This is a genomic window from Gilliamella sp. W8136 (genome assembly GCF_016101285.1).
GTDB lineage: Bacteria > Pseudomonadota > Gammaproteobacteria > Enterobacterales > Orbaceae > Gilliamella > Gilliamella apicola_N.
On the sequence record NZ_JACFQU010000008.1, the window covers coordinates 1 to 24,546 of the forward strand.

31 protein-coding genes and 1 tRNA gene are annotated in these 24,546 nt (G+C 34.9%); 27 read left to right on the forward strand and 5 right to left on the reverse strand.

All coding sequences use genetic code 11. The features are described 5' to 3' along the window. Nucleotides 1-210 precede the first annotated feature (210 nt). From H3T96_RS06270 to H3T96_RS06300, 7 genes are all read left to right on the forward strand, one after another. Nucleotides 211-633: a GFA family protein gene (locus tag H3T96_RS06270; RefSeq protein WP_086327641.1), complete on the forward strand. Its 423-nt coding sequence runs from the start codon at nucleotides 211-213 to the stop codon at nucleotides 631-633. 158 nt (nucleotides 634-791) lie between these two features. Next, nucleotides 792-868, forward strand: a tRNA-Arg gene (locus tag H3T96_RS06275). 161 nt (nucleotides 869-1,029) lie between these two features. Next, nucleotides 1,030-2,256, forward strand: a complete 1,227-nt coding sequence (locus H3T96_RS06280) for an integrase domain-containing protein (RefSeq protein WP_086328890.1) — start codon at nucleotides 1,030-1,032, stop codon at nucleotides 2,254-2,256. A gap of 388 nt (nucleotides 2,257-2,644) precedes the next feature. Beyond that, a complete protein-coding gene (locus tag H3T96_RS06285; protein ID WP_144091951.1) occupies nucleotides 2,645-3,472 on the forward strand; it encodes a hypothetical protein in 828 nt (275 codons plus the stop codon). Nucleotides 3,473-3,574: 102 nt separating this feature from the next. Beyond that, nucleotides 3,575-3,754: an AlpA family transcriptional regulator gene (locus tag H3T96_RS06290; protein ID WP_034884280.1), complete on the forward strand. Its 180-nt coding sequence runs from the start codon at nucleotides 3,575-3,577 to the stop codon at nucleotides 3,752-3,754. Nucleotides 3,755-3,763: 9 nt separating this feature from the next. Next, entirely contained in the window at nucleotides 3,764-4,051 is a 288-nt protein-coding gene (locus tag H3T96_RS06295; RefSeq protein ID WP_034884279.1) for an AlpA family transcriptional regulator, read from the forward strand. Then, nucleotides 4,038-4,691, forward strand: coding sequence for a Rha family transcriptional regulator (locus H3T96_RS06300; protein ID WP_144091950.1), 654 nt, complete (start codon nucleotides 4,038-4,040; stop codon nucleotides 4,689-4,691). Before H3T96_RS06295 ends, H3T96_RS06300 begins: the two co-directional genes overlap by 14 nt. Nucleotides 4,692-4,883: 192 nt before the next feature. Here H3T96_RS06300 and H3T96_RS15030 read toward each other — a convergent pair whose 3' ends face one another. Continuing rightward, complete coding sequence (locus H3T96_RS15030; RefSeq protein ID WP_065639105.1) at nucleotides 4,884-5,051, reverse strand: YlcI/YnfO family protein; 168 nt, start codon at nucleotides 5,049-5,051, stop codon at nucleotides 4,884-4,886. A gap of 136 nt (nucleotides 5,052-5,187) precedes the next feature. Here H3T96_RS15030 and H3T96_RS15035 point away from each other — a divergent pair, with 136 nt between their 5' ends. From H3T96_RS15035 to H3T96_RS06380, 15 genes are all read left to right on the forward strand, one after another. After that, complete coding sequence (locus H3T96_RS15035; protein ID WP_065652954.1) at nucleotides 5,188-5,529, forward strand: hypothetical protein; 342 nt, start codon at nucleotides 5,188-5,190, stop codon at nucleotides 5,527-5,529. A 1-nt stretch (nucleotide 5,530) separates the two neighbouring features. Continuing rightward, the gene (locus H3T96_RS06315; RefSeq protein WP_181415361.1) at nucleotides 5,531-5,749 is read left to right on the forward strand and encodes a host cell division inhibitor Icd-like protein; all 219 of its coding nucleotides are present in this window, start codon (nucleotides 5,531-5,533) and stop codon (nucleotides 5,747-5,749) included. Beyond that, a complete protein-coding gene (locus H3T96_RS06320) occupies nucleotides 5,739-5,972 on the forward strand; it encodes a hypothetical protein (RefSeq protein ID WP_144091949.1) in 234 nt (77 codons plus the stop codon). The genes H3T96_RS06315 and H3T96_RS06320 overlap by 11 nt, the downstream gene beginning before the upstream one ends. Further along, complete coding sequence (locus tag H3T96_RS06325) at nucleotides 5,965-6,201, forward strand: hypothetical protein (protein WP_144091948.1); 237 nt, start codon at nucleotides 5,965-5,967, stop codon at nucleotides 6,199-6,201. The genes H3T96_RS06320 and H3T96_RS06325 overlap by 8 nt, the downstream gene beginning before the upstream one ends. Beyond that, nucleotides 6,194-6,367 carry a hypothetical protein gene (locus H3T96_RS06330; RefSeq protein ID WP_186279250.1) on the forward strand — a complete coding sequence of 58 codons (174 nt, stop codon included), beginning with the start codon at nucleotides 6,194-6,196 and terminating at the stop codon, nucleotides 6,365-6,367. Before H3T96_RS06325 ends, H3T96_RS06330 begins: the two co-directional genes overlap by 8 nt. Further along, the gene (locus tag H3T96_RS06335; protein ID WP_144091947.1) at nucleotides 6,354-8,738 is read left to right on the forward strand and encodes a primase-helicase zinc-binding domain-containing protein; all 2,385 of its coding nucleotides are present in this window, start codon (nucleotides 6,354-6,356) and stop codon (nucleotides 8,736-8,738) included. Before H3T96_RS06330 ends, H3T96_RS06335 begins: the two co-directional genes overlap by 14 nt. A 13-nt stretch (nucleotides 8,739-8,751) precedes the next feature. Next, the gene (locus H3T96_RS06340; RefSeq protein WP_144091946.1) at nucleotides 8,752-9,015 is read left to right on the forward strand and encodes a hypothetical protein; all 264 of its coding nucleotides are present in this window, start codon (nucleotides 8,752-8,754) and stop codon (nucleotides 9,013-9,015) included. A gap of 228 nt (nucleotides 9,016-9,243) precedes the next feature. Further along, complete coding sequence (locus tag H3T96_RS06345) at nucleotides 9,244-10,401, forward strand: phage major capsid protein (protein WP_144091945.1); 1,158 nt, start codon at nucleotides 9,244-9,246, stop codon at nucleotides 10,399-10,401. A gap of 31 nt (nucleotides 10,402-10,432) precedes the next feature. After that, nucleotides 10,433-10,987 (forward strand): HK97 family phage prohead protease, encoded by a 555-nt coding sequence (locus H3T96_RS06350; RefSeq protein WP_144091944.1) that lies wholly within the window; start codon nucleotides 10,433-10,435, stop codon nucleotides 10,985-10,987. Nucleotides 10,988-10,989: 2 nt separating this feature from the next. After that, nucleotides 10,990-12,189 (forward strand): phage portal protein, encoded by a 1,200-nt coding sequence (locus H3T96_RS06355; protein ID WP_144091943.1) that lies wholly within the window; start codon nucleotides 10,990-10,992, stop codon nucleotides 12,187-12,189. After that, on the forward strand, nucleotides 12,186-12,518 hold the full coding sequence (locus tag H3T96_RS06360) for a phage head closure protein (RefSeq protein WP_144091942.1): 333 nt from the start codon (nucleotides 12,186-12,188) through the stop codon (nucleotides 12,516-12,518). The genes H3T96_RS06355 and H3T96_RS06360 overlap by 4 nt, the downstream gene beginning before the upstream one ends. Further along, entirely contained in the window at nucleotides 12,508-12,804 is a 297-nt protein-coding gene (locus tag H3T96_RS06365; RefSeq protein ID WP_086328875.1) for a head-tail connector protein, read from the forward strand. The genes H3T96_RS06360 and H3T96_RS06365 overlap by 11 nt, the downstream gene beginning before the upstream one ends. 7 nt (nucleotides 12,805-12,811) lie before the next feature. After that, nucleotides 12,812-13,180, forward strand: coding sequence for an HNH endonuclease signature motif containing protein (locus H3T96_RS06370; protein WP_144091941.1), 369 nt, complete (start codon nucleotides 12,812-12,814; stop codon nucleotides 13,178-13,180). Nucleotides 13,181-13,360: 180 nt separating this feature from the next. Further along, nucleotides 13,361-13,705 (forward strand): phage terminase small subunit P27 family, encoded by a 345-nt coding sequence (locus H3T96_RS06375; RefSeq protein WP_025315442.1) that lies wholly within the window; start codon nucleotides 13,361-13,363, stop codon nucleotides 13,703-13,705. After that, nucleotides 13,689-15,356 (forward strand): terminase large subunit, encoded by a 1,668-nt coding sequence (locus tag H3T96_RS06380; RefSeq protein WP_144091940.1) that lies wholly within the window; start codon nucleotides 13,689-13,691, stop codon nucleotides 15,354-15,356. Before H3T96_RS06375 ends, H3T96_RS06380 begins: the two co-directional genes overlap by 17 nt. 919 nt (nucleotides 15,357-16,275) lie before the next feature. On the opposite strand, the gene rep is transcribed toward H3T96_RS06380, so the two are convergent. Continuing rightward, nucleotides 16,276-18,291 (reverse strand): DNA helicase Rep, encoded by a 2,016-nt coding sequence (gene rep, locus H3T96_RS06385; protein ID WP_144091939.1) that lies wholly within the window; start codon nucleotides 18,289-18,291, stop codon nucleotides 16,276-16,278. An 84-nt stretch (nucleotides 18,292-18,375) separates the two neighbouring features. Then, a complete protein-coding gene (gene dusA, locus H3T96_RS06390; protein WP_232356430.1) occupies nucleotides 18,376-19,344 on the reverse strand; it encodes a tRNA dihydrouridine(20/20a) synthase DusA in 969 nt (322 codons plus the stop codon). Between the two features lie 82 nt (nucleotides 19,345-19,426). Between dusA and H3T96_RS06395 the strand changes: the two genes are divergently transcribed. Further along, nucleotides 19,427-19,804 carry a DUF5362 family protein gene (locus H3T96_RS06395; protein WP_086327569.1) on the forward strand — a complete coding sequence of 126 codons (378 nt, stop codon included), beginning with the start codon at nucleotides 19,427-19,429 and terminating at the stop codon, nucleotides 19,802-19,804. Nucleotides 19,805-19,943: 139 nt separating this feature from the next. On the opposite strand, the gene bamE is transcribed toward H3T96_RS06395, so the two are convergent. Then, nucleotides 19,944-20,357, reverse strand: a complete 414-nt coding sequence (bamE, locus tag H3T96_RS06400) for an outer membrane protein assembly factor BamE (protein WP_086327169.1) — start codon at nucleotides 20,355-20,357, stop codon at nucleotides 19,944-19,946. 211 nt (nucleotides 20,358-20,568) lie between these two features. Between bamE and H3T96_RS06405 the strand changes: the two genes are divergently transcribed. Further along, entirely contained in the window at nucleotides 20,569-21,180 is a 612-nt protein-coding gene (locus H3T96_RS06405; RefSeq protein WP_144091938.1) for an FKBP-type peptidyl-prolyl cis-trans isomerase, read from the forward strand. 33 nt (nucleotides 21,181-21,213) lie between these two features. On the opposite strand, the gene H3T96_RS06410 is transcribed toward H3T96_RS06405, so the two are convergent. Then, a complete protein-coding gene (locus H3T96_RS06410) occupies nucleotides 21,214-22,413 on the reverse strand; it encodes an MFS transporter (protein ID WP_198248617.1) in 1,200 nt (399 codons plus the stop codon). 136 nt (nucleotides 22,414-22,549) lie between these two features. Here H3T96_RS06410 and dapB point away from each other — a divergent pair, with 136 nt between their 5' ends. The 3 genes from dapB (at nucleotide 22,550) to hpt (ending at nucleotide 24,545) form a co-directional block, all read left to right on the forward strand. Next, the gene (gene dapB, locus H3T96_RS06415) at nucleotides 22,550-23,371 is read left to right on the forward strand and encodes a 4-hydroxy-tetrahydrodipicolinate reductase (protein ID WP_144091936.1); all 822 of its coding nucleotides are present in this window, start codon (nucleotides 22,550-22,552) and stop codon (nucleotides 23,369-23,371) included. Nucleotides 23,372-23,380: 9 nt separating this feature from the next. Next, nucleotides 23,381-23,869 (forward strand): tRNA adenosine(34) deaminase TadA, encoded by a 489-nt coding sequence (tadA, locus tag H3T96_RS06420; protein ID WP_039127190.1) that lies wholly within the window; start codon nucleotides 23,381-23,383, stop codon nucleotides 23,867-23,869. Nucleotides 23,870-24,005: 136 nt separating this feature from the next. Continuing rightward, entirely contained in the window at nucleotides 24,006-24,545 is a 540-nt protein-coding gene (hpt, locus tag H3T96_RS06425) for a hypoxanthine phosphoribosyltransferase (RefSeq protein ID WP_086327173.1), read from the forward strand. Nucleotide 24,546 lies beyond the last annotated feature (1 nt).

The window sequence follows — 24,546 nt, forward strand, 5'->3', positions numbered from 1 at the left end:
TAAAAGGCCTGACTCCGGTTGAATATCGAAATCAGGCCTTACAAGCCGCTTAATAAAAGTGTCCAACTTTATGGGGTCACTTCATATAGCGGCTTTTCAATAATAATCATTTACAAAATTTAATTGCCTAATTCACTTATTTATTTGTTTTTATAGATTACCATGTAAAAATAAGTCTAAATTTATTAAATTAACAAAAGGAATTCAATCATGATAACAGGCAATTGTTTATGTGGAGAAGTTGTTTACCAGTTAAGTAGTGATATTAAAACTATTGTGTTTTGTCATTGCTCAAGATGTCGTAAGCAAACTGGAACAGCATTTAATGCATCTGCAATAATAAAAAAAACAGATTTAACATTCATTAGAGGTGAATCAAATATAAAAATTTATGCCAGTAATGGCGTTAATCGCCATTTTTGTTCAAATTGTGGATCGCATATTTTTTCAGTTCGAGATAATGATAGTAATACTTACCGTTTACGTATCGGACTTATTAATGAACCAATTATGACTGAAGATCGTATACACGTTTATACCGATTCAAAAGCAAACTGGGATAATATATGTGATGGATATACTCAATACCCTGACGCCATAAACTCGTCTGATTTTATCCCTAATAACAGTTAGGATGGTTCAATTTTAACTTAGCATTTTGGTGAAATTAAAAAGTTAATTGGTTAAATTGATGATATTTTGTCTATCCAGTCGAAAAACAGTTAAAAATCATTGACGGATCAAAATAGATTTATATAATACACTGCGTTTATTCAAAAAAACGCATCAAAGTCTCCTTAGCTCAGCTGGATAGAGCAACGGCCTTCTAAGCCGTAGGTCACAGGTTCGAATCCTGTAGGGGACGCCATTAACAAGCTCAAGAAAATTCAAAAACGTTCAAAAAACTTAGTGAATACAAGTCTAATCCTTAATTTACAGTTCATCTAAATTCAATAAGATTTAGCTAAATTCAAACTTTTATGTTATACATTATGTTATACGCTCACATATAACTTAAAAACGTATAACATGGGAAAGACAGTAAAACCACTTAATGATACTCTAATAAAATCTTCCAAGCCTAAAGAAGATGATTACACGCTATCCGACGGTAATGGACTATATTTGTTGATTAAAAAAAATGGCTCAAAGATATGGCGATTTAATTATATCAATCCAATATCCAATAAAAGAACTTTGGTTAGTTTTGGAAGTTATCCAGAAGTAACTTTACAGCTAGCAAGACAAAAGCGAGATGAATATCGTTCACTGGTCAGCCAAGGAGTAGATCCACAAGAGCAAAAGAAAATCAAAATAAAGCAAGCTATCAACGAGAATCAAAACACATTTCAAAAAGTTGCAGATAAATGGATTGAATTACAAACAACCAAGGGCTTTACTACTAAAACAATTAATACAATAAGAAATTCATTAAATAATTATATTTATCCAACATTGGGCGATGTACCTATAACACAACTCAAAGCTCAAGATTTCATTCCTATTCTCAGACCTTTAGAATGTGCAGGAAAATTAGAAACATTAAATCGAATCATACAACGCATTAATAAAGTAATGGATTATGCTTTTACTCAAGGCATTATTGATATTAATCCAGTAGCAAGAATGAATGCCATTTTTATGAATCCAGTGACACAGCACCGACCAGCATTACCACCCACAGAATTGCCAAGAGTAATGAAAGCTATTTCAATGGCAAATATTGAAATACAAACAAGATGTTTAATAGAATGGCAATTATTGACAATGACAAGACCATCAGAGGCTGTTAGTGCTTTATGGGAGGAAATAGACCTTGATAATAAACTATGGACGATACCAGCCGAAAAAATGAAGATGAGACGAGATCATATTATTCCGATAAGTAACCAAGCAATAAAAATACTTGAAATAATGAAACCTATTAGTGGACATTCTCTTTTTGTCTTTCCGACCTTAAACTTCCCTTATAATAAGCCGATGAATAAAGAAACGGTAAACAACGCGCTCAAACGCATGGGCTTTAAAGGTGAGCTTGTTGCTCATGGATTTAGATCAATAGCCTCTACAGCTTTAAATGAACAAGGTTTTGATTATGATTTGATTGAAGTCTCGCTTGCTCATGTGGATAAGAACACAGTTAGAGCTATTTATAACCGAGCAACCTATTTAGATAAACGTCGTGACATGATGCAATGGTGGGGTGACTTTGTAGAACAGGCAAGCCAAGGAAATGTATCACTGTCAGCAAAATAACCAGCGCAATTTTGCGCCCTTTGATTTTATTTAATTCTGCCATAGAACCAGATTTAAGCCAGTCAATTAGACTGGTTTTTTATTACCTATTATTTAATAAATACTTTATATATATTTTAATAACACTAACAACACTAATAACATAATATAATTGATTTATATATATTTTTTTAAGTGTTATTAAAAGAAAGCAATAACATATATAACATTAAAACATGTCATTAGGTCGGATTTCAAATCCGTGCTGATTATCAAGGTAATCATTTCAAAAGCAATCCCTTCCTTTGACTAGCTAAATTCCACTAAATAGTGGTATTTAATAAGCATGATTTATAACAGTAGTGATATAATGTTCAAAGATGTTCAAATCAGATGATAGAGTTTATTTATGGCATTACCAGAAAGAGAATATTATCCTTTGTTTAAAGTCGCTGAAATCATGAAGTGCGATATTGAGGATTTACTTCATTATGCTTCGATAGGCTTATTACAAATTTGCTTTCCAATTCCTTTAACAGAGATGTTCAGTAATAAAGTATGTGATAATGAAAGTGAATATGTTTTTCCTTCCGTTGTACGTGATGAAATTAGTAATATACCAGAGGGAGGGCAGGTTTATAGATTCAGAAATAACTATTTTTCTATGTATGAATTTGTATTAACTTCCGATAAAAGAAATGATTTAAAAATGTATGGATTGTTGGCCATCAATTATTTCGATATAGCTCATTTTTATGATTTCTATCTACGTACAGAATATGAAGCCGATTGTCTTTTTGTTTGTTCTGCAGATTTTCCTCGCGACAATGTTGAGCCTTTTGTATCGGAAGGATATAAACCGATAAATATTGAATTCAGTGACGAATATTGTATCGATTTACACAGATTAGTGATAACTAAATATGAATTAACATTATTGCAATTAGGAGGCAAAAAGTATATAGAATCAGAAGCTGAATATATTGATGATGAAAAAGAGCTTGAATATTTTTTAAAAAATAAAACTAACGATCTAAAAAATCCAAATCATTATATTAAATCTAATTTACAAATTGAATTTATTAGAAATTTGTTATTTTTGAAATATGGTGAAGATGCAATTAAAAATCCAAGAAATTTTATTGAAAAAAATAAAAGTCCATTGGTTAGAGATTTTGAGCTTAATGGATTGAAATATCCATCAGGAAAATCATTAGAAAAGTGGTTAAAAAAATAATTTCGGAATTTCCGAACTAATTTTGGAAACTTCCGAAAACTAAAAAATACCTATTTTACAATCCTCATAAGTTAAACACAAATGAACTTAATGAGGTAAGAAATGCAGTTTAATACTCCTAAATACTATTCCCTTGACGAACTGGCGTTAATCTTAGGCTGTGCTAAGAACACATTACGCTATGATCCCAACTTTCCAAAAGGTTTAAAAGTGGGTAAACGTCGTGTCGTTTACGATATGGCTGAGGTTAAAACCTACTTAGAAAGCAACCGAGTACAGTAGGAGGCTTTCATGACATATTCAATCACACCTGAACAACACAAAGCTATTAGAGATAAATACGGTATCCAATATGATCGTCTTGTTCGTGAAAATGAGAGATACAAAATTACTAGTATCGCCCGTTCAACAGCATGGCAACTTGAGAAAGACGGTAAATATCCATTAAGAAAATCTTTAGGTGCTAACTCATGCGGTTGGTCATTAGTGGAATTACTTCACTGGATCGATAATCCGCCAGTAGTTGAAAAAATTAATCAACCTACTAAACGCCGAGGATTTGCCAATGGGAGCTACTAAGATGATAACAAAAAGTAATGATATTGAATTAGTCCAAACTAAAGAGCCTCGTATTGATAGCCGTTTAGTGGCTAAAAAAATGGGAATTAAACATTTGAGTTTAATGTCTTTAGTTAATAAAAATAAAAGTGAGCTTCGGGAATTAGGCACGCTTCCATTTCAAATCGAAACGTGCAAACACCGAACGGGTGCAAATAAAAGTAAATATGTATTACTAAATGAAATCCAATTTGATTTTATATCTCGATTAATCAGAGGTAAGAATCATAAAGATATTGTTAGATTTAAATTAGATGTAACCAAAACCTTTGCAGCTAGTCGCAAACGTGAAGCCGTAAAACGTGAATCATTAGCCTATTACAATGAAAGCCGAAATTCATTATCAACCATGCAAGGAGTAGAGAAACATCACTATATAAACCTTGCTAGAGCTGAAAATAAAATGATTGGTTTATCTACTGGCGAGCGTCAAAAAGCTAATGAAATTCAATTAGGTATGTTGATTTGCTTACAGCAGATTGAAACCTCTGTTTTTAAAGAAATTGATTCGCCTACTGAGGCAATCAGAGAAGTAAACCGACGATTTAATGCGCTAGCTAATTTAATCAGTCCTAACAAAGGCGTTACTCATGTCCGATGATAAAAAAGGCAACTTGCCACAGCTGCCCATATTCAATCACTAAAATCAATTAATTAAGGTAATATCAATGTCAATAGAACTAATCAAAAGCATTGAACTTGTGCCAAAGCGTCACGCATTTAAAGCACGTTCTTATAATAACGCAGAGCTAAAAAATTGGGTAGATTTCGGAAGCGTTCGAAAGGATTTTAATTATTTATTCAATCTCATTTTACAAGCAGTTTTGACCCAACCAGAAAAAGATTCACCGTCTTTCTTGGCTTGTTGGTTAATTTGTTCAAGTAGATCATCTTCGAACCTTATAATTTTTCTTGTACTGTTAGAACGATCTGTTTTTTTCTTATCTTTTTTTTCTTGCATTGGTGCATACCTTTATGATAAATTAAATACTATTGGTATGCACCATTATAAAGGTGAGTACCATAAAAAGCAATCCCCCGAAGTGTTACCAGCACTATCGAGGGATCTAACCACAAACATTAAACGGAGTAATGCTATGGCTAATAGTAATGATACCCTACGCCCTAAAAATGGGCAACCTGACCTATCTAATTTAATTTCTGTTTTAAATCTCTATCAAGCAGATATTCCAACACACCATTTACTACAAGCTGAGAACCATTTTGAAGAACTACAGCAATCTATTCTATATGGAATAGGCGCGATTGGTAACCTGATGTTTTGGGCTAGTGAAAATGAGAGTTATTCCGAGCAGAACCTTAAAAGTGATATGCGCGATATTGGCTATTTACTAGCACAATTAAGGGATGTCGCTTGTTTCGCTTCAAATCAAATTAACCTACTTGATGCTACGCAAAACCATAAGGGAGGTAAATAGTATGTTGAAAACGAATCATCAAGAAAAGGGTAATCGTGAAACCAAACTATTTAAATTCTATGACCTATCAATGGCTCAAGTAGTCCAAATAACGGCAACAACCGAACGCCAAGCACGCAAGAGCCTAGGCAAATCATCCCTTATCTTTATTGCCAGAATTCGCTTATATCCAGTTATTGAAGACACTAGAAGCTTTGGAGGTTATCACTATGGGCAATAATAACTTTCAGATATTAAATAACATCGAAACAAAACTTATTCAAGTTCGGAGCATGGCTAAAATCGCTTTGGATAACACTAATTATAAGTGCGCAGGATATGACGAGCCTTTTATTAGTCAAGCAGATATGGGTAATTTGCTATGGGCTATAGTCGATTTAGCAGAGATGGCTTTTGATGACCTACAGGAATACCGCTTATCAGGAGGTAAAAACAATGAATAATGCTCATAACCACCGATTAATAAATAATATTGAAACCAAACTAGCACAAGCCCAAAGCATGATTAAGGTGATTTTGGATAATCACAATTATAAAGATGAGGGATTAGATGAGCCTTTTATTGATCATTGCGATACAAGTAATTTACTTTGGACCGCTGGTGACTTAATCGAAGATGCTTACAAGGAACTATTAAATATCGATTTCGAAGGAGGTAAAAACAATGGCTAATATCTCTTTAGATGCAGTATTAATGTGTGAATGTAATGAAGATACCAAATTAAGTAATGAGTTACGCTCATATGTGCTTTGGGCTATATCAGACTTAATAACTGATTCTAAGAAGCTATTTAGTAGTGAAACAGAATCTAAGAGGCAAAAAAATGAAAATAAATGAAATTACAACCGAAGCGGTGGGTAAATGGCAATCAATCTTTAATTCATTAGGCATTGAGGTGGGCAATGGCAAACATTGCCCCTGCCCTGTCTGTGGTGGTAAAGATAGATTCAGGTTTGATAATAAAAATGGGCGCGGTACTTATATCTGCAATCAATGCGGTAGCGGTGACGGCTTAGAACTTATAAAAAACTATTATCATTGTGATGCTAAAGAAGCTAGTAGTAAAGTAGCTGAATGCTTAAATTTAACCAATCATAACGCCACAAGCTCGGATTTCAAGTCCGACCTACAAGACAACATACCAGATAATCTGGTATGTAAAAAGGTTAAATATTTGCTATCTAAAGCAATATTAGGTCAATCGGATTACCTCACTGAAAAAGGGTTAACGTTCGACTTACCTTTGCTAGATGATGGGCGTATTTTTGCGCCTGTTATCAATATCAACGGTGAATATACAGGCGGACAATTTATCGAGCCAAACGGAAGCAAGCACTTAATGAAAGGCTCTAATAAGAAAGGCGCTTTTATATGGGTCAGCCCAAATTTGGGCAGACCTGACGAGGTAAAAAAAGAATTGCTCACAGCAACCGAGATTATTATTTGTGAGGGATTAGCCACAGGTATATCGATAGCGGTATTCCGCCATCGGTCAATGGTGATATCTGCTATTGATGCAGGTAATCTTATTCATGTGGCTAAAGCTATCCGTGAGGTTAATTCTACCGTAAATATTATTATTGCGGGTGATAATGATATAGGTAGTCATAGAAACACAGGTAAAGAAAAAGCGATAGAAGCGGCTACAGCGGTAAATGGTTATTACACAATCCCTGACACTGATTATAAATGTGATTGGGATGATTATAGGCAACAATTTGGACTTGAAAAAGTTAAGCAATATTTTGATAGCAATATCAAAAATTCACTTAAGGGAAGTTTTTTCGAAATTAAACTAAAATCTATACCCGACTTATCACAGATGCAAGCCAGTCAGAAAGCTGATGTACTCATAGAGCATTATGAGAATAATCTATCCTTAGATATGGTGACAAATGAGGTATATATCTATAAAGATAATGTTTGGCAAATGATTTCTGAAATGGATCTTAAACGTGAACTAGTCCAGTTGTTTCGACTATCAAATGCTCATTATTCAGAAAAAGGTATTAAATCGACCATTGATACAATGAAGCTTCAAATACCGTTAAAAAACGAACCAACGAGAAATTTAATAGGTTTTAAAAACGGTGTATTTGATCTTGATACTCGTACTTTTAAATCTCATTCAAAAAATCACTGGTTACAATCAATTAACAATGTCGATTTTATTGATAGTGTATCGAATGAAAATTTAGAGCATCATGCGCCTAATTTTTACCAATGGCTGTCACGTTCTGCTAAAAAAGACACTATCAAGATGGATGCTATAAAAGCAGCATTATATATGATATTGGCTAATCGTTATGACTGGCAATTATTTTTAGAAGTAACAGGCGCAGGTGGTAGTGGTAAAAGTGTCTTTGCTGATATTGCCACAATGTTAGCAGGTAAAAACAATACGGTATCTGCCAATATGGAATCACTTGAAAAGCCAAGAGAAAGATCTCTTATTGTTGGGCAGTCGTTAATTATTTTACCCGATCAAGCGAAATATATCGGTGAGGGTAACGGTATTAAGGCAATTACGGGTGGTGATGATGTGGCTATAGATGAAAAATATAAGAAACCTTATTCGACTAAAATACAAGGAGTGATACTTGCGATAAATAATAACCCAATGACATTTAGCAATGATGACGGGGGAATATCTAGGCGGAGGGTAATCTTTCACTTTGGCGAGCCAGTTCCTGCTAATGAACGCGACCCAATACTAAAAGATAAAATACGTGGTGAATTGTCTGTGATAATCCGTCATTTATTCAATTATTTTGAAGATGATAACAAAGCTAAATTACTGTTAATTGAGCAACAAAAATCATCTGAGGCAATTGAAGTTAAGCGATTAACCAATCCACTTATTGATTTTTGTAGTTATCTCTTTGCAACCGATAAACCTGACGGCATGATGATAGGAAAATACTCAACGCCAGTACAATTTAAGCGATTTCTATATCATGCCTATATTACATTTATCGAAAATAATAATCTAAAAAATCCGTTATCACTTAGAAACTTTGTTAATGCTCTACCTGCTGCAATGAAAGAGTATGGCTTGGAAGTAATTATAAGAGCAAGGCATGGAGAGGGACGTAGGACTAACTTACATCTTGATTATGACAAGTGTAATGACTGGTTCCCTGATGCTGCGTTGGGTGTTGATAACGAGCTACACAACCGATTTAACCAGAAATACAACAAACAATAAATAGGAGCCAATTATGCCAATTACATTACAAGATATTAGAGATCATAGAGATTATTATGAAATTACAAAATTTATTGAGGATATGAAAAATTCAGAATATCAAAAGTTTTTGGATAAAGGTGCTTTATTTTATGCTGATTCCCATGAATTTGTTCGGTATGTTCTATCTGATGAACCTATAGCAACAAATAAAGATCAACTTGATCTATTAATTAAGCATTTAAAAAATTATCGTGATTGTCTTGATAACGCGCACCCAACATTAAAAAGAGATTAAATAATTCTGTTTCTACGCTTTCGCGTTAATTTTACTTTACTTCGTAATATTTACTTTAATTATCAATTAATTAGACTGCTTATTGGGTTAATACAAACCTATCATTAGCGCAGATATGGCAGTCTAAAACCAAAGCGCAGCATCTTTCATAGTCTAATCGCTATTCCCACTTAAAGCCTTTCATATCTCGCTGTAAATAAATAATAAATAAAGGTAAATAATAAAGATATGAAAAAACTTATTGAATTACGTCAGTTAAAAGCAAGTAAAGTAAGTGAAATGCGATCAATTCTTGATAAAGTAGAGCAAGAAAAACGTAGTATGACACCAGAAGAAAAGACACAATTTGATACTATAAAAGCAAAAGTTGAAGAGTTGAATACTGAAATTTCTAACTATGAGACTTTAGCCAATGAAGAGCGAAGTTTAGCAGATAAAAGCAAACCAGTAGATAAAAAGCTTACTAATGAAGAATTACGCAACTATATCCGTACTGGTGAGGCTCGTTCATTGTCTACTGCTGTACCTGCTGATGGTGGTTATACAGTAATACCTGAATTAGACAAAGAAATTATGCGTCAGTTATCTGATGAATCAGAAATGCGTGCAATTTGTACCGTGAAAAAAATCGGCTCAAATGAATATAAAAAGTTGGTATCAGTTGGTGGTGCGATAGTTAATCACGGCGAAGAGGGAACTGCACGAACAGAAACCGCTACACCTAAACTTGAAGAAGTATCAATCAAGTTATATCCAATTTACGCTTATCCTAAGACTACTCAAGAAATTCTAGACTTTAGTGATTTAGATGTCCTAAGTTGGTTAACTGATGAAATTAAGGACACGTTTGTCGAAACTGAAGAATTAGACCTTATCAGTGGTAACGGTACTAAAAAAGCAAAAGGTTTCCTTGCTTATCCTCAAGCAGCTCAAGCTGACAAGGCTCGTCCATTTGGTACACTTGAGAAAATGACAACTAACGCAATTACGGCAGATAGTCTTATTGATTTATTATTTAAACTTAAAAAGAAATACCGTAAAAATGCTGTATGGGTTATGAACTCAAATACGGCAGCGACACTTCAAAAGCTTAAAAATGGTAATGGTGATTATATTTGGCGTGATGGTTTACAAGCTGGCGATCCTGATATGTTACTCGGTAAACCTGTTCATTATCTTGAAAATATGAACGATACCGGTGCAGTCGTAGCCGTTGGTGATTTTAAACGCGGTTACTACATTATAGACCATGAGACTGGTGTAAGAACTCGCCCAGATAACATCACAGAACCAGGATTCTATAAAGTCCATACTGATAAATATCTCGGTGGTGGTTTAGTCGATTCTAACGCTATCAAAATCTTAGAAGTATCTGCTGGTAAATAATAACAGGGCTATATGCCCTTTTGAGGTTGATATGGATAAGAAAAAATATGAAATCAGAAGTACCGAAGTCGTTAGGGACGATACTAAGCTGGTCGGTTATGTGGTGAAGTGGAATAGTCGTTCACAATTGATATGGGGTGAATTTTATGAGCAGTTCGCACCGAAAGCCTTTAGCCAATCATTGAGTAACAATCCTGATATTCGCGCTTTATTTGAACATGACCACAAAGCCCTATTAGGTCGAACTATCTCTAACACCTTAATTCTAGCAGAGGATGATATCGGCTTGAGATTTGAATTAACACCGCCAGACACTCAACTAGGGCGTGATTTGCTCGTTAGCGTGGATCGTGGTGATATTCGTGGTATGTCATTTGGTTTTATAGCCACATCTGAATCATGGGATTTTAATCAAGAGCCATGCCTTAGAACTGTTAATAGTGCCGAGATTTACGAGGTGACGGTCACGAGTATGCCGGCATATCAAGAAAGTGATATACAAATAGCCAAACGTTCAATGCTTGAAGCTAAAGCTAAATTTCAGCCTGATTTAAGCAAGGCATGGCTTGATCTGATGGAGTTATAAAAATGTGGCTATTTAATCGAAAAAAACCAGAACAGCGCAGTATGACTGTAGACGAGCTAATCTCTTATCTTGGCTTGCCTAATACCAATTCAGGTGAGTATGTTTCTCCTAATTCAGCAGAAGCATTACCTGCGGTTATGAATGCTGTGACAGTTATTAGTGAAGCAGTTGCCTCAATGCCTTGCTATCTTTACAAACTTAATAAAAAAGGTGAACGTGAACGAATCTCAGACCATCCCGTCGAATACTTACTCAACGAAATGCCAAACAGAAAGCAAACACCTTACCAGTTCAAAAGAACCATGATGCGCCACTGTTTATTGGGTGGTAATGCCTATGCGGTTATTCATTGGGGAAAAGATGGGCGACCGCAAGGGCTGGAAAGTTTTCCACCGTATGCCGTAACACCTAAACGGCTTGGCAATGGCAAATATGCTTACTCAATTGTTGATGAGGACGGCAATGTTACCAATTACTTACAAGATGAAATATTGCATTTGCGTTATGCGAGTGATGACGGTTTTCTCGGACGTTCTCCCGTTACTATTTGTCGAGAAGCGATAGGATTAGGACTTGCCCAGCAACGCCATGGCTCATCTATCATGAAAAACGGACTAATGGCAAGTGGTTATGTCTCTATGGCTGAATGGATGGATGATGCAAAAGGGAAAAAAGCCTTAAATGCATTAGAACGTTACAAAGGTGCAAAAAATGCAGGTAAAACACCAATACTTGAAGGAGGAATGAAATACGAGCAGTTAGGCATGAGCAATCAAGATGCCGAGTGGCTGCAAAGTAGACGGTTTACTATTGAGGACATAGCTCGAATATTTAACATTAGCCCGATGTTTCTACAAGAATATTCCCATAGTTCATATAGTAACTTTTCAGAAGCTACACGTTCATTTTTAACTTTAACGCTTAGACCATGGCTTACCAATTTTGAACAACAATTAAAAGACGCATTAATGATTGATATTAACAATGATAAAAGCCGTTATCTAATTGAGTTTGATACATCGGACTTGATGCGTACCAGTCCAATAGATCGCTTTAACAGCTATAACATAGCGATTAAATCAGGAGTAATGAATCCTAATGAAGCAAGATTAAGAGAGGGTTTATTACCTTATGAGGGCGGTGAAGAATTTAGCCAAGCGTGGAAGCAAACAGTAGAAGTTAAAAAGGATAATGCTGAATGATTATAGGGCGATTAAGACAGCGCATTATCTTACAGAAATTCGAGAGCTACCGAGATCCATTTGGTCAAATTATTAAAGGATGGAAAGATGTAGCAACTGTATGGGCAGAGGTTAAGGCGGTGACAGGTAAAGAGTTGATGCTATCACAGCAAGAAATGAGTAGTACTACTATGAGAGTTTATATTCGTTATCTTAATAATATTGATACTACTTGTCGAATTAAGTTACATAACACTTACACACAATATCTAAATATAAAAGCTGTATTGCCTGATGCTAAACAAACTTATTTAGAATTGTTATGTGAGGGAGGATTAAATGATGGCTAATATTACTCTACAAGAAGTAAAGTTACACTGCCGTATTGATGTCACTGATACTTTGGAAGATAGCCTACTTCAAATCTATATAGATGCTGCTCTTGAAGCCTGTCAAAAACATATCGGTAAATCATTTGAGGTACAGGAATTTACTCCAGCAATCAAAGCTGGATGTTTAATGTATATTGCTCACCTCTATGAAAATAGGGAAATGGTCACAAGTAGCATAGTAAATCAAGTACCATTAGCAATATCATCATTATGGAGCATCTACCGTGACCCAGCTATCTATTAGGTGAGCCATGCCAACACAGCCATTAAGAAGATGCACTTATCCCAATTGTCGCAATCGGGTTAAATCAGGGCTTTGTGATATTCATAGGTCAGAGAAAGGCAAACAGTACGATAAGTTAAGAGGCAATGCAGCACAACGAGGATATAACCATAGATGGCGAATATATCGATCTGAATATCTTAAACATAACCCATTATGCACGATGTGTAAGGATAAAGGATTATTAGTACCAGCCACAGTGATAGACCATATCAAGCCAGTTAAGAATGGACAAAGCGATCCTTTATTTTGGCGAGCAGATAATCATCAACCATTATGTCGATACTGTCACAGCTACAAGACAAGAGAGATTGATAAGCGAGGTTATGGAACATGATTAACATATTGATTAATAAGCAAAGCTTAAAATTGCGTTTTGTCACGTTTGCCAACTCAATTTTGAGGTAGCAAGAGGTAGGGGGATTAGTTCAAAGAAATTCAAAGAGGCAAAAGACCACCACCCTCCTCAAATTTTTATGCACAGTGATTTTTTAGAAAGTAGAGAGAAAACAATAATATGAAAGCACCTAAATATTTGGATAAATTGGCAAAGGAACAATGGAAACTTAGAGCGGACCAGTTAGCTAGTCGTGATGATATTCAGCCTGCCGATTGGACTAATTTAGAATTGTTTTGTGTTAATTATTCTATGTACCGTAAAGCAATGGAAGATATTGCAAAGCGTGGATTTTCAATTGTTAACTCACAAGGTACTGAAAGTCGCAATCCTGCACTTAGTGCAAAGTCAGAAGCTGAAAAAATCATGATTAAAATGGCTTCATTGCTTGGCTTTGATCCTGTAAGTCGTCGTAAGAATCCAGTTGAAGCGAATGAGGAAGATGAGCTTGACCGATTGGCATAATTACGCATTATCGGTTAAAAATGGTGATATTCCTGCTTGTAAACGCTTAAAACAGGCAGTAAACCGCTATTTTATTGATTTGGATAATCCTAATTATTATTTTGATAGTGAAATTGTCACTAAATTTGTTTCATTTTCAAAAGTCTGTCCACACGTTAAAGGTCATTTAAGAGCTAAACCTATTGTGCTTGAGCCGTGGCAGCAATTCTTATTTGCTAATCTGCTGGGATTTAAGCACATTAAAACAGGATTACGCAAATACCGTAGTGCTTATGTGCAAGTACCGAGAAAGAACGCAAAATCGACTACAGCAGCAATTCTTGCTAACTGGTTTTTAGTCATGGAAAAAGGTCAACAAGATATCTATACTGCAGCTGTTAGCCGTGATCAAGCTCGAATTGTGTTTGATGATGCTAGACAAATGGCGATACTTAGCAAGCCAATAAAGAAAAGAGTCACCATTCAACAACATAAAATCATTAATCCTAAAAGTAATAGTATATTAAGACCACTTGCCTCAAAAGCTTCAACGATAGAGGGAACTAATCCTAGTTTATCAATTGTAGATGAATATCACTTACACCCTGATAATGGCGTTTATTCAGCCCTTGAATTAGGAATGGGAGCAAGACCAGAAGGCATTTTATTTGCTATCACCACCGCTGGCAGTAATACCATATCAGCCTGTAAACAGCATTATGATTATTGTTGCCAGATTTTAGCAGGTGACGAAGTTAACGAATCGCAATTTGTGCTTATTTACGAATTGGACGATGAAAGTGAAATTGATAACCCTAATTTATGGATCAAAGCTAATCCTAACCTTGATATATCGGTTGATAGGGTCGCCTTAGAGGACACGATTAAGAAAGCCAGAGGTATACCCTCCCAGTGGGTCGAAATGCTCACTAAACGCTTCAATATTTGGTGTAATGGAGCTACGCCTTGGGTAAATACTGGTAGCTGGGTTGCGTGTAAGGCTGATTATGCAGAAGATGATTTAAAAGGTTTAGATTGCTATGCTGGATTAGATTTATCATCTACTAGTGATATTACTAGCGTCTGTTATTCGTTTCCGTTTGAAACCGAAGTAAGATTATTAACACGGCATTACATTCCTGAATATCAGCTTACTAACGTGGCTAACAAAAATAGAGAGGTCTACCGTAAATGGGTTAATCAAGGCTGGATTCGAGTAACTAAAGGCGATTGTATCGACTATGACCAAATTCGTGATGATATTTTAAAAGACAGTGAGCAATTTAATATTAAGTTAATTGGCTTTGATGTGTGGAACGCCACACAATTGAGAACGCAGTTACAAAATATCGGCTTAGACGTTGAGCCGTACCCACAAACATACGTACGTTATAGCCCAACATCAAAAACTGCTGAGGTATTTATTAGTCGTAAACGGATTAAACATAATGGCGATCCTGTTTTGGCTTGGGCTATAGGTAATGTAGTGATGGAAACAGATGCAAATGCCAACATCAAGCCCAATAAAAAGAAAGCAGCCAACAAGATAGACCCAGCTGTTGCTTTCCTCATGTCATTCGGTACCTACTTACTTGAATATGGCGAGATAGATACCAACCTACCAGATGAACAAAAACAAGTATTAGACAATTTTAAAGGAATTATTTTATAGATTCATTAGTAAATATAAAAATAATCATTTTACTTTACTATGTCATTAACAACATACAACACTATAATAACACAAGATTAATTTGTTGATTATTAACAATAAATTTTATTAGTGTTGTTAGTGTCATAAAATTACAAAAAAGAAGTTTTCTTTTAATCTTTCATTACTAATCAAGCGTTGAGTATATCAAGGCAATATCGTTTCATGTTATACACAATGTTATATTCTCATTAATTTTATTTTTAAATATTTTTATTTATCATTGCGTTATTCAATACATTCGGTTTCTGTAGGGGACGCCATTACAACGATGACCAACCCCGATTAAATACGATTAATCCCTTTCCTCATAAAGAAATTTAAAAAGTTAACACGATTGATAGTAACTGAAAACGAGTGACAACGACGGTATTCTTTAAGGTATTTTCATGACAAGCAACAAATAATACCGTAATTGTGTTAACTATAAAAACTATCGAAACAGCTAAAGATAAAACGTGTAAACTATCAGATTTTGAAAGCCTATATTTATACATTACTTCATGAAAACGACACCATTTCACTTTTATCAACACATTGATTAAACCTACTTAATTATATCTTAATGTTTCTAAGTTATATTTCAGTTTAATCAAAATTACCCAATATAAAATTCACAACTAACTTAGTTTGCTTAATTAATGTCAAAAATCTACTTTAAAAAGAAATTTCTTTTACTAAGTAAAAACACGTATTATTCATTGAAATTATGTAATGAAAATTATGATTTACTATCAACGATTGATCTTTGTATAAATCATTGATGATATTTAAAATTAACTTTGTTTGAATATTTGGAAATTTAACTTGGCAATATTGGTAGATTTTTAATTTTTTTGTTCAATAATTCTACCAATATAATATTTAGCAATAACATAAGTTATTTGGCATTAGCTATTTGAGCCTTTAGCATAGCTAGCCGACTTTGGCCTTGTTGCATTTTCTTTTCTGGTGATAGTTGGTTTGGTACATCTTGCCAATCTAAATCATCTTGAGGTAATTCTAATAAGAATCGACTTGGTTCGACATATACTGTTTCACCAAACTGTTTACGTTGACGACTAAATGAGAAAGTAAGTTCACGCTGTGCTCTTGTGATACCTACATATGCAAGACGACGCTCTTCTTCAATATTATCTTCATCGATACTGGTCTGATGAGGTAATAGCCCTTCTGACATGCCAATCAGATAAACATAAGGAAATTCCAAACCTTTTGAAGCATGTAATGTCATAAGCTGAACTTGATCGAGATCTTCTTCGTTTTCATTACGCTCTAACATATCACGAAGAGTAAATCTTGCTACAGCTTGTTCTAAGGTCATACTTTCATCAATATCATCGCCTTGTAACATGTCATTTAACCAACTAATTAGCTGTTCAACGTTACGCATTCGCATCTGACCAGCTGTTGGTGATGCTGACGTTTCATAGATCCAACTTTCGTAATGAATACCATGTAATAGTTCATGAATAGCGTCCATTGGCTCAGTGTGTGATTTTTCAATTAATGAATCAAACCAATGAATGAAAGTATGCAACGTTTCCATACGTTTGCTTGAAAGTAGTTCCGTTAGGCCCATATCATGGCTTGCTTGATATAAGCTCACGCCACGATGATTTGCCCACTCACCCAGTTTTTGAATGGTTACTGGACCGATTTCCCGCTTTGGAGTATTGATAATACGGATAAAGGCATTATCGTCATCAGGATTAGTCAATAAACGCAAATATGCCATAAGATCTTTAATTTCAATACGCGCAAAAAATGAAGTCCCCCCTGATATTCGATATGGGATGCGGTATTGCATGAGCATTTTCTCAATTAAGCGTGATTGATGATTACCTCGATATAATATGGCATATTGGCCATATTGACTATTGTTAGCAAAACGATGTCCAATTAAGTCGTTTACCACTTTTTCAGCTTCAGAATCTTCGTTATCTGCGGATATAATTTTTAATGTTTCACCATAACCCAGTTCTGAAAAGAGTTTCTTTTCAAAAATGTGTGGATTATTTTCAATTAAAATATTAGCAACTTTTAATATACGACCAGATGATCGGTAATTTTGTTCAAGTTTGATGACTTCTAAATTAGGAAAATCTTGATTAAGTAATACTAAATTTTGTGGGCGGGCTCCACGCCAAGAGTAGATAGATTGATCATCATCTCCAACTACCGTAAATTTAGCTCTATCGCCAACCAGTAATTTAATAAATTCATATTGGCTAGTGTTAGTATCTTGGTATTCGTCTACCAACAAATAACGGATTCGATTTTGCCATTTTTCGCGGACTTCTTCATTATTTTTTAACAACAATGTTGGCAATAAAATAAGATCATCAAAATCTAAAATGCTACACGCTTTCAACTGTTTTTCGTATAGTTGGTAGCAATGCGCAAAAAGCTTTTCTTTATTGGTTTGTGCGCGTGCCATAGCTAAGGTTGAATCAACAATATCATTTTTCCAGTTTGATATCATAGCGCGAAGTTGATTAATTAGATCTTTATCCCCTTCCAGCCATTGCTGGGTTAATTCTTTTAGTAATGCTGTTTGATCATGGTCATCAAATAATGAAAAATTGGATTTGATCCCCAAATGTTTATATTCTTTCCTAACAATATCAAGTCCCAAAGTATGGAACGTTGAAATTTTAAGTCCCCTAGCCTCTTGTTTAGTAATTGAATGAGCTATACGTTCTTTCATTTCACGCGCAGCTTTATTGGTAAAAGTAACTGCAACAATATGTCTTGGCAAATATTCTTTAACCCGAATTAAATAGGCAATTTTATTAATAATAACCCGAGTTTTGCCAGAGCCAGCACCCGCTAAAACAAGGCATGGACCTGAGACATATTCGACGGCTTGTTGTTGACTTGAATTTAAACGCACAGAGTATAAACCATTAAGAAAATTGGCGGCTAGTATATAACGATATGCTAGCCACGTGCAATTGTAACAAATTTGAAATAAATTTTATTGAATAAAGGCTAAAGCTTGTTCTACAACCTCAATGCCTGCACCTTTTTTATGAGCATTTTCGCTAAGATATCGACGCCACTGCCTTGCTCCTTTACAACCGGTAAAAATTCCCAGTGTATGGCGCATGATATGGTTTAGCTGTGCACCTTGGGTTAATTGTTGTTCAATATAAGGATAGAGTGCGCGGATAGCTGCTTTAGGTTTGATGATTGGTGAATCTGATCCAAAAATCTGTGAATCAATATGGGTTAGCAATAATGGATTTTGATATGCTTCTCGACCAACCATTACACCATCTACATGACACAGATGTTGTTTGATGTCGTCTATTGTTTTTATACCACCATTAATGGCAATAGTTAAATCTGGGTAATCTTGCTTAAGCTGATAAACACGCTCATAATTAAGTGGAGGTACTTCACGATTTTCTTTAGGACTTAAACCAGATAACCAAGCTTTGCGAGCATGAACAATGAAAGTATTAGTATAAGGCATTACTTTATCGATAAATCCACGCAAAAAATCATAACTATCGAAATCATCAATTCCAATTCGTGTTTTGACTGTGACGGGTATATCAACCTGATCTTGCATCTGCTCAATGCAATCTGCGACTAAATCAGCTTTCCCCATTAAACAAGCACCAAACATACCATTTTGTACACGATCGGATGGACAGCCTACATTTAAATTAATTTCGTTATATCCACGTTGTTGAGCCAACTTTGCACATTGTGCAAGTGCTTTAGGATCACTACCCCCTAATTGTAAACTAATTGGCTGTTCTTCTTGGTTGAAAGCTAAATAATCACCTTTGCCAAATAGTATTGCACCAGTTGTTACCATTTCGGTATACAAAAGCGTTTTTTTGGTTAGAATTCGATGAAAATAACGACAATGTTTATCAGTTAGATCCAGCATTGGCGCAACAGAGAAATGATTTAAATCAATTTTTTTTTGCAAACTTACCTCGACATTATAAGAAAAAGTGTTATTCTATCCGTCTTTTTTTTAAAACAAAGATTCATAGTATAAGGGAATTAACATGGATATCAATGAAACAAACATTATTTCAATTAACTCTACGGAATTATTAAGAAAACAAATGCGATTTATTGCGATTATGCAACAAATTTTTGGAGTCATAGCTGTTATAGGTGGTGCGATTAGTTGTTTAGGTATTATCACCGCAATTATCGGTGTTCCCGTTATTTTGGGGGGGATAAAACTGTTTAAATCAGGAAATTCATTTAGTCTGGCTGCGAATCTGCAAAAAGCGGATGACTTTGTTGAAGCCATCACCAATTTACATGGTTATTGGAAATTTCAATTAATCACTTTCATTTGTTCAATTATATTTTTTATTCTATATATTATAATTTTAATTGTATTTGTAGCTTCTTTCGCTCAACACTATCATTAAGTTCAGATTGTCCGCACTATAATTTATCTTTCTATGTTTTACTGAACTCAATAAAAAAGAAAAACCTCGCAACATTACGAGGTTTTTTATTTTACTGAAAAGATGGACGAAATTGCGACTAAAATAAAGTGTTAGATGATTATTGATTAGTCTCATCATCCGATTGTACGTTAATAGGATCTGATATTTCTTGTTTATTCATTTCTTCTAAAGATTTTGAATTTTCCAATGCTGAAACTTTAATATCTGTCACTCTACCCATTTTATCAAAATAAATGGAATACGTTCTTTGACTAATGCTTTCATGTTGTGGTTGTTGACGAAAAACATAATACCAAACGTTATCACCAAAAATAGAAGTTAACATCGGTGCACCCATGATAAAGACAACTTGATCTTTTGTTTGACCAACTTTTAATAAATCAATTGCTTCTGGTGTCACATAATTACCTTGATTGATGTCAGGTCGATACACCCAATTATCAACGACTGAACAACCAGTTAATAAAATACTAGTTAAAATTACAAGCGAGGTAAATTTACGAAACGGCATCTACACTTAACCTATTTTGAGAATATAATGGCGCCTATTATCGCTGATATTTTAGCTGAGTGCTAGCCAAATTAATAAATTCTTTCCCAATTGTGTAATAAAACAGTAATAACGCATTGATAATGTAAATTACTGCTTGACATTTATTTGCTTATCTACAAACTAATTAACTTATTTATAAATTCTATCCATTAACCATTAAAGGTAAAAAATGAAATTAGATACAATTGATCAAAAAGCAAGTTATGCTATAGGATTACAAATTGGGCAACAACTAAAAGACTCAGGTCTAAATAATTTAGATCTAAATGCATTAAAATTTGCAATGGAAGATGTATTATCAGGTAATCAACCTGCACTCCCTTTGCAAGAATTACATGATGCATTACGCCACGTACATGAACAAGCAACCAAAGAAAAGGCTAAACAGGCCGAAAAAATTGCGCAAGAAGGCAAAGATTTTCTTGCAGAAAATCTTAAAAAAGATGGCATTAAATCGACCGAATCTGGTTTACAGTATGAGATCATTACTGTTGGTGAAGGAGCACTACCAAAAGCAACTGATCGCGTACAAGTTCACTATACCGGTCAATTAATTGATGGTACTGTATTTGACAGTTCTGTTGAACGTGGTCAACCAGCTGAGTTTCCTGTTAACGGTGTGATACCTGGTTGGGTTGAAGCTTTACAACTTATGCCTGAAGGTTCTAAATGGCGTTTATATATTCCTCAAGAATTGGCTTATGGAGCACAAGGTGCTGGCGCATCAATCCCACCTTATAGTGCATTAATTTTTGATGTTGAATTATTGAAAGTTTTATAAGTAAAAATGGACGCGAAAGCGTCCATTTACATTTTAATTATGATTTGTTTTTGGTAAAAAATAAGAGCTAAATGCAGCGATAAACAATAAAATACTTGCTATACCAAAAGCAACAAGATGGGTATGTAGGTTATCATAAGCCCAACCGCCTAACCATGAACCAATCATAGCTCCGATTTGATGACCTAAATAAGTTAATCCAGAAAGTAATCCTACAATTTTTACACCATAAATATCTGCGGTAATCGCCCCTGAAGTGGACAAAGCACCAGCCCAAACTAATCCTCCTAACACTGCAATAGTAAATAGTTGCCATTCATTTGATGCTAAAACCAAAGCAATAAAACCGATGCCTCTAACTAAATAAACCATCACTAAAATATTTTTTCTTTGGACAATATCAGAAAGATACCCAAGTGCTAATGTACTAAAAATGGCGACAAAACCAATCATTCCAATTGCATTAGAACTCACCATTTCATTAAATCCATGGTCAATGAGCATTGGAACACCATGTGTTCCTAATAAATTCATACTAAAACCACAAGTAAAAAGACCAAAACTAAGTTGCCAAAATGGTATAGTTTTTAATACTTCGCTAAGTTTTATACTCGATTGTGGTTCTCGTGCAGTATCTTGATTAAACTCAATGATATCTTTGTGATGATCTTTCATTATAATAAGTGCAACTGGCACGGCTATAATCATAAAAAGAATAGAAAACCCAACTAAAGTAGTTTGCCAACCATATATAGGAATGAAAAAAGCAAACACTGGTAGCATTACCGCAATTCCAGCCATACTTCCTGATGATAAGATAAATAAGGCTAATCCTCTATGTTTGTAAAACCACTTTGTCACAATAGGTGTAAAACTGACTGAGCCAACAAACGATGTACCAAATGACAATGCAATGCCAAATGAAAAAAGAAAATTCCAATAATCACGAGACATCGCCGACCAAATCGTTGAAAGTATAATTATCAGGGTACCAAGCAATAGCACAAAGCGAGTACCATATTTACCAACCAAATAACCAGCTATTGGCATAGCAATACCAGAAAAAAGCATACCAATAGCGATAACACCAGAAAGAACACTGCGGCTAAAACCAAGATCGTTAGCTATAGGAAGGAAAAATACGCCCATGCTCATTCTAAGTCCGCTCGAAAGCAATGTTAAAATTGACGCAGCAACGACAATATTCCAACCAAAATACCATGAAAAACGCATACCCATTCCCGAAGATTTTTTATAGATAATTTACCAACTGTAATTTCATTTTAGTTTAACAATATGTATAAGTCATTTAATTTCCGTTATAATGCCACCAATTAACGACAATAGACAAAAGTGTAAGGAAAGTTATATGTCTACAAACATTATTCGTATCGCTATCGCTGGTGCCGGTGGCAAAATGGGACGACAACTTATTCAGTCTGTTGCGCAAATCGATGGCGTAACATTAGGAGCAGCATTTGAACGTGAAGGTTCCTCTCTTATTGGCTCTGATGCAGGCGAACTTGCTGGTATTGGTGTTTGTGGCATTAAAGTATCGGACAAACTCGACCAAGCTAAAGATAAATTTGACATACTCATTGATTTTACTCGACCCGAAGGCACATTGAATCACTTAGCTTTTTGTGTCGAAAATAAAAAAATGATGATAATTGGCACCACTGGTTTTGATGATGCAGGCAAACAAGCAATTGCTGATGCTGCAAAAAAAATCAGCATTGTTTTTGCGGCTAATTTTAGCGTTGGTGTAAACTTAGTGCTTAAGTTGCTTGAAAAAGCGACTAAAATTATGGGCGATTATAGTGATATCGAAATCATCGAAGCACATCATCGACACAAAGTCGATGCCCCATCAGGCACCGCTTTAGCTATGGGTGAAGCAATCGCTGATGCACTGAATTGTGATTTGAAAGATCGGGCGGTTTATTGTCGTGAAGGACATACTGGTGAACGTCCTAAAGGAGCTATCGGCTTTGCTACCATTCGCGCTGGAGATATTGTTGGCGAACACACGGCCATCTTTGCAGATATTGGTGAACGAGTTGAAATTAGTCATAAAGCTTCTAGCAGGATGACCTTTGCTAATGGTGCAGTGCGTGCTGCATTGTGGCTTGCAAAACAACCTATTGGTTTGTATGACATGCGTGATGTCCTTAATTTAAATAGCTTATAAATTCCTAAGATGTTAGATGAAGTTTGGATGCAGCATGCACTCATGTTAGCTAAAAAAGCTGAAGAAATTGGGGAAATTCCTGTTGGCGCGGTTATTGTTGACGAAAATAATAACATTATTGGTGAAGGTTTTAATCAATCAATTTTGACACATAACCCCACTGCTCATGCTGAAATGATAGCATTAGCAAACGCAGGTGAATATTTAAAAAATTATCGATTAATTAATACTACCCTTTATGTCACATTGGAGCCTTGCATCATGTGTGCAGGCGCCATTATTCACAGTCGTGTTAAACGTGTTGTCTATGGTGCAAGTGATTATAAAACAGGAGCTGCAGGTTCGTTAATTGATATTCTTGCACATCAGGGGATCAATCACTATGCAGAAGTAACTGGAGGCGTGTTAGCAAATGAATGTGGTAATATTTTAAGTGAATTTTTCAAAAAAAGGCGCTTACAAAAAAAAGCACTTAAAAAGTGCTGCCAAGAAGTTTGAGGTTAACTATACGTTTAAGTAAAAAAGCAAGTATTTTTTTATAGTTTAATAAAAAATTGCCTGCTTATTCTTTTTAGTCAGGAAAATTGCTAAAATCTAGTTCGATTTATTTAAAAAGTTATTTTGAGCACAATTAATGAAAAAACACACATTAGAAATGATGATATCCGAAGAAGATATCAAAAAACGCGTAATTGAGTTAGGTCTACAAATTAGTCAAGATTATAAAGATAGTCAAAACGAACTAGTTTTAGTTGGACTTTTACGAGGTTCATTTATTTTTATGGCCGATTTAAGTCGAGCAATCACCGTTGGTCATGAAGTCGATTTTATGACGGCATCAAGTTATGGCAATGCGGTTATTAGTAATCGTGATGTCAAAATTTTAAAGGATTTGGATGAAGATATCCGCGATAAAGATGTATTAATTGTTGAAGATATTATTGATACAGGTAATACACTAAGTAAAGTGATGGCAATCTTAAAATTACGTCACCCACGTAGCATTGAAATTTGTACTTTACTTGACAAACCGTCACGTCGAGAAGTAAATGTACCAGTGAAATACATCGGCTTTTCTATTCCAGATGAGTTTGTAGTTGGTTATGGTATTGACTATGCTCAGCACTATCGTCACTTACCTTATATTGGTCATGTAACATTACTTGACTCTTAAT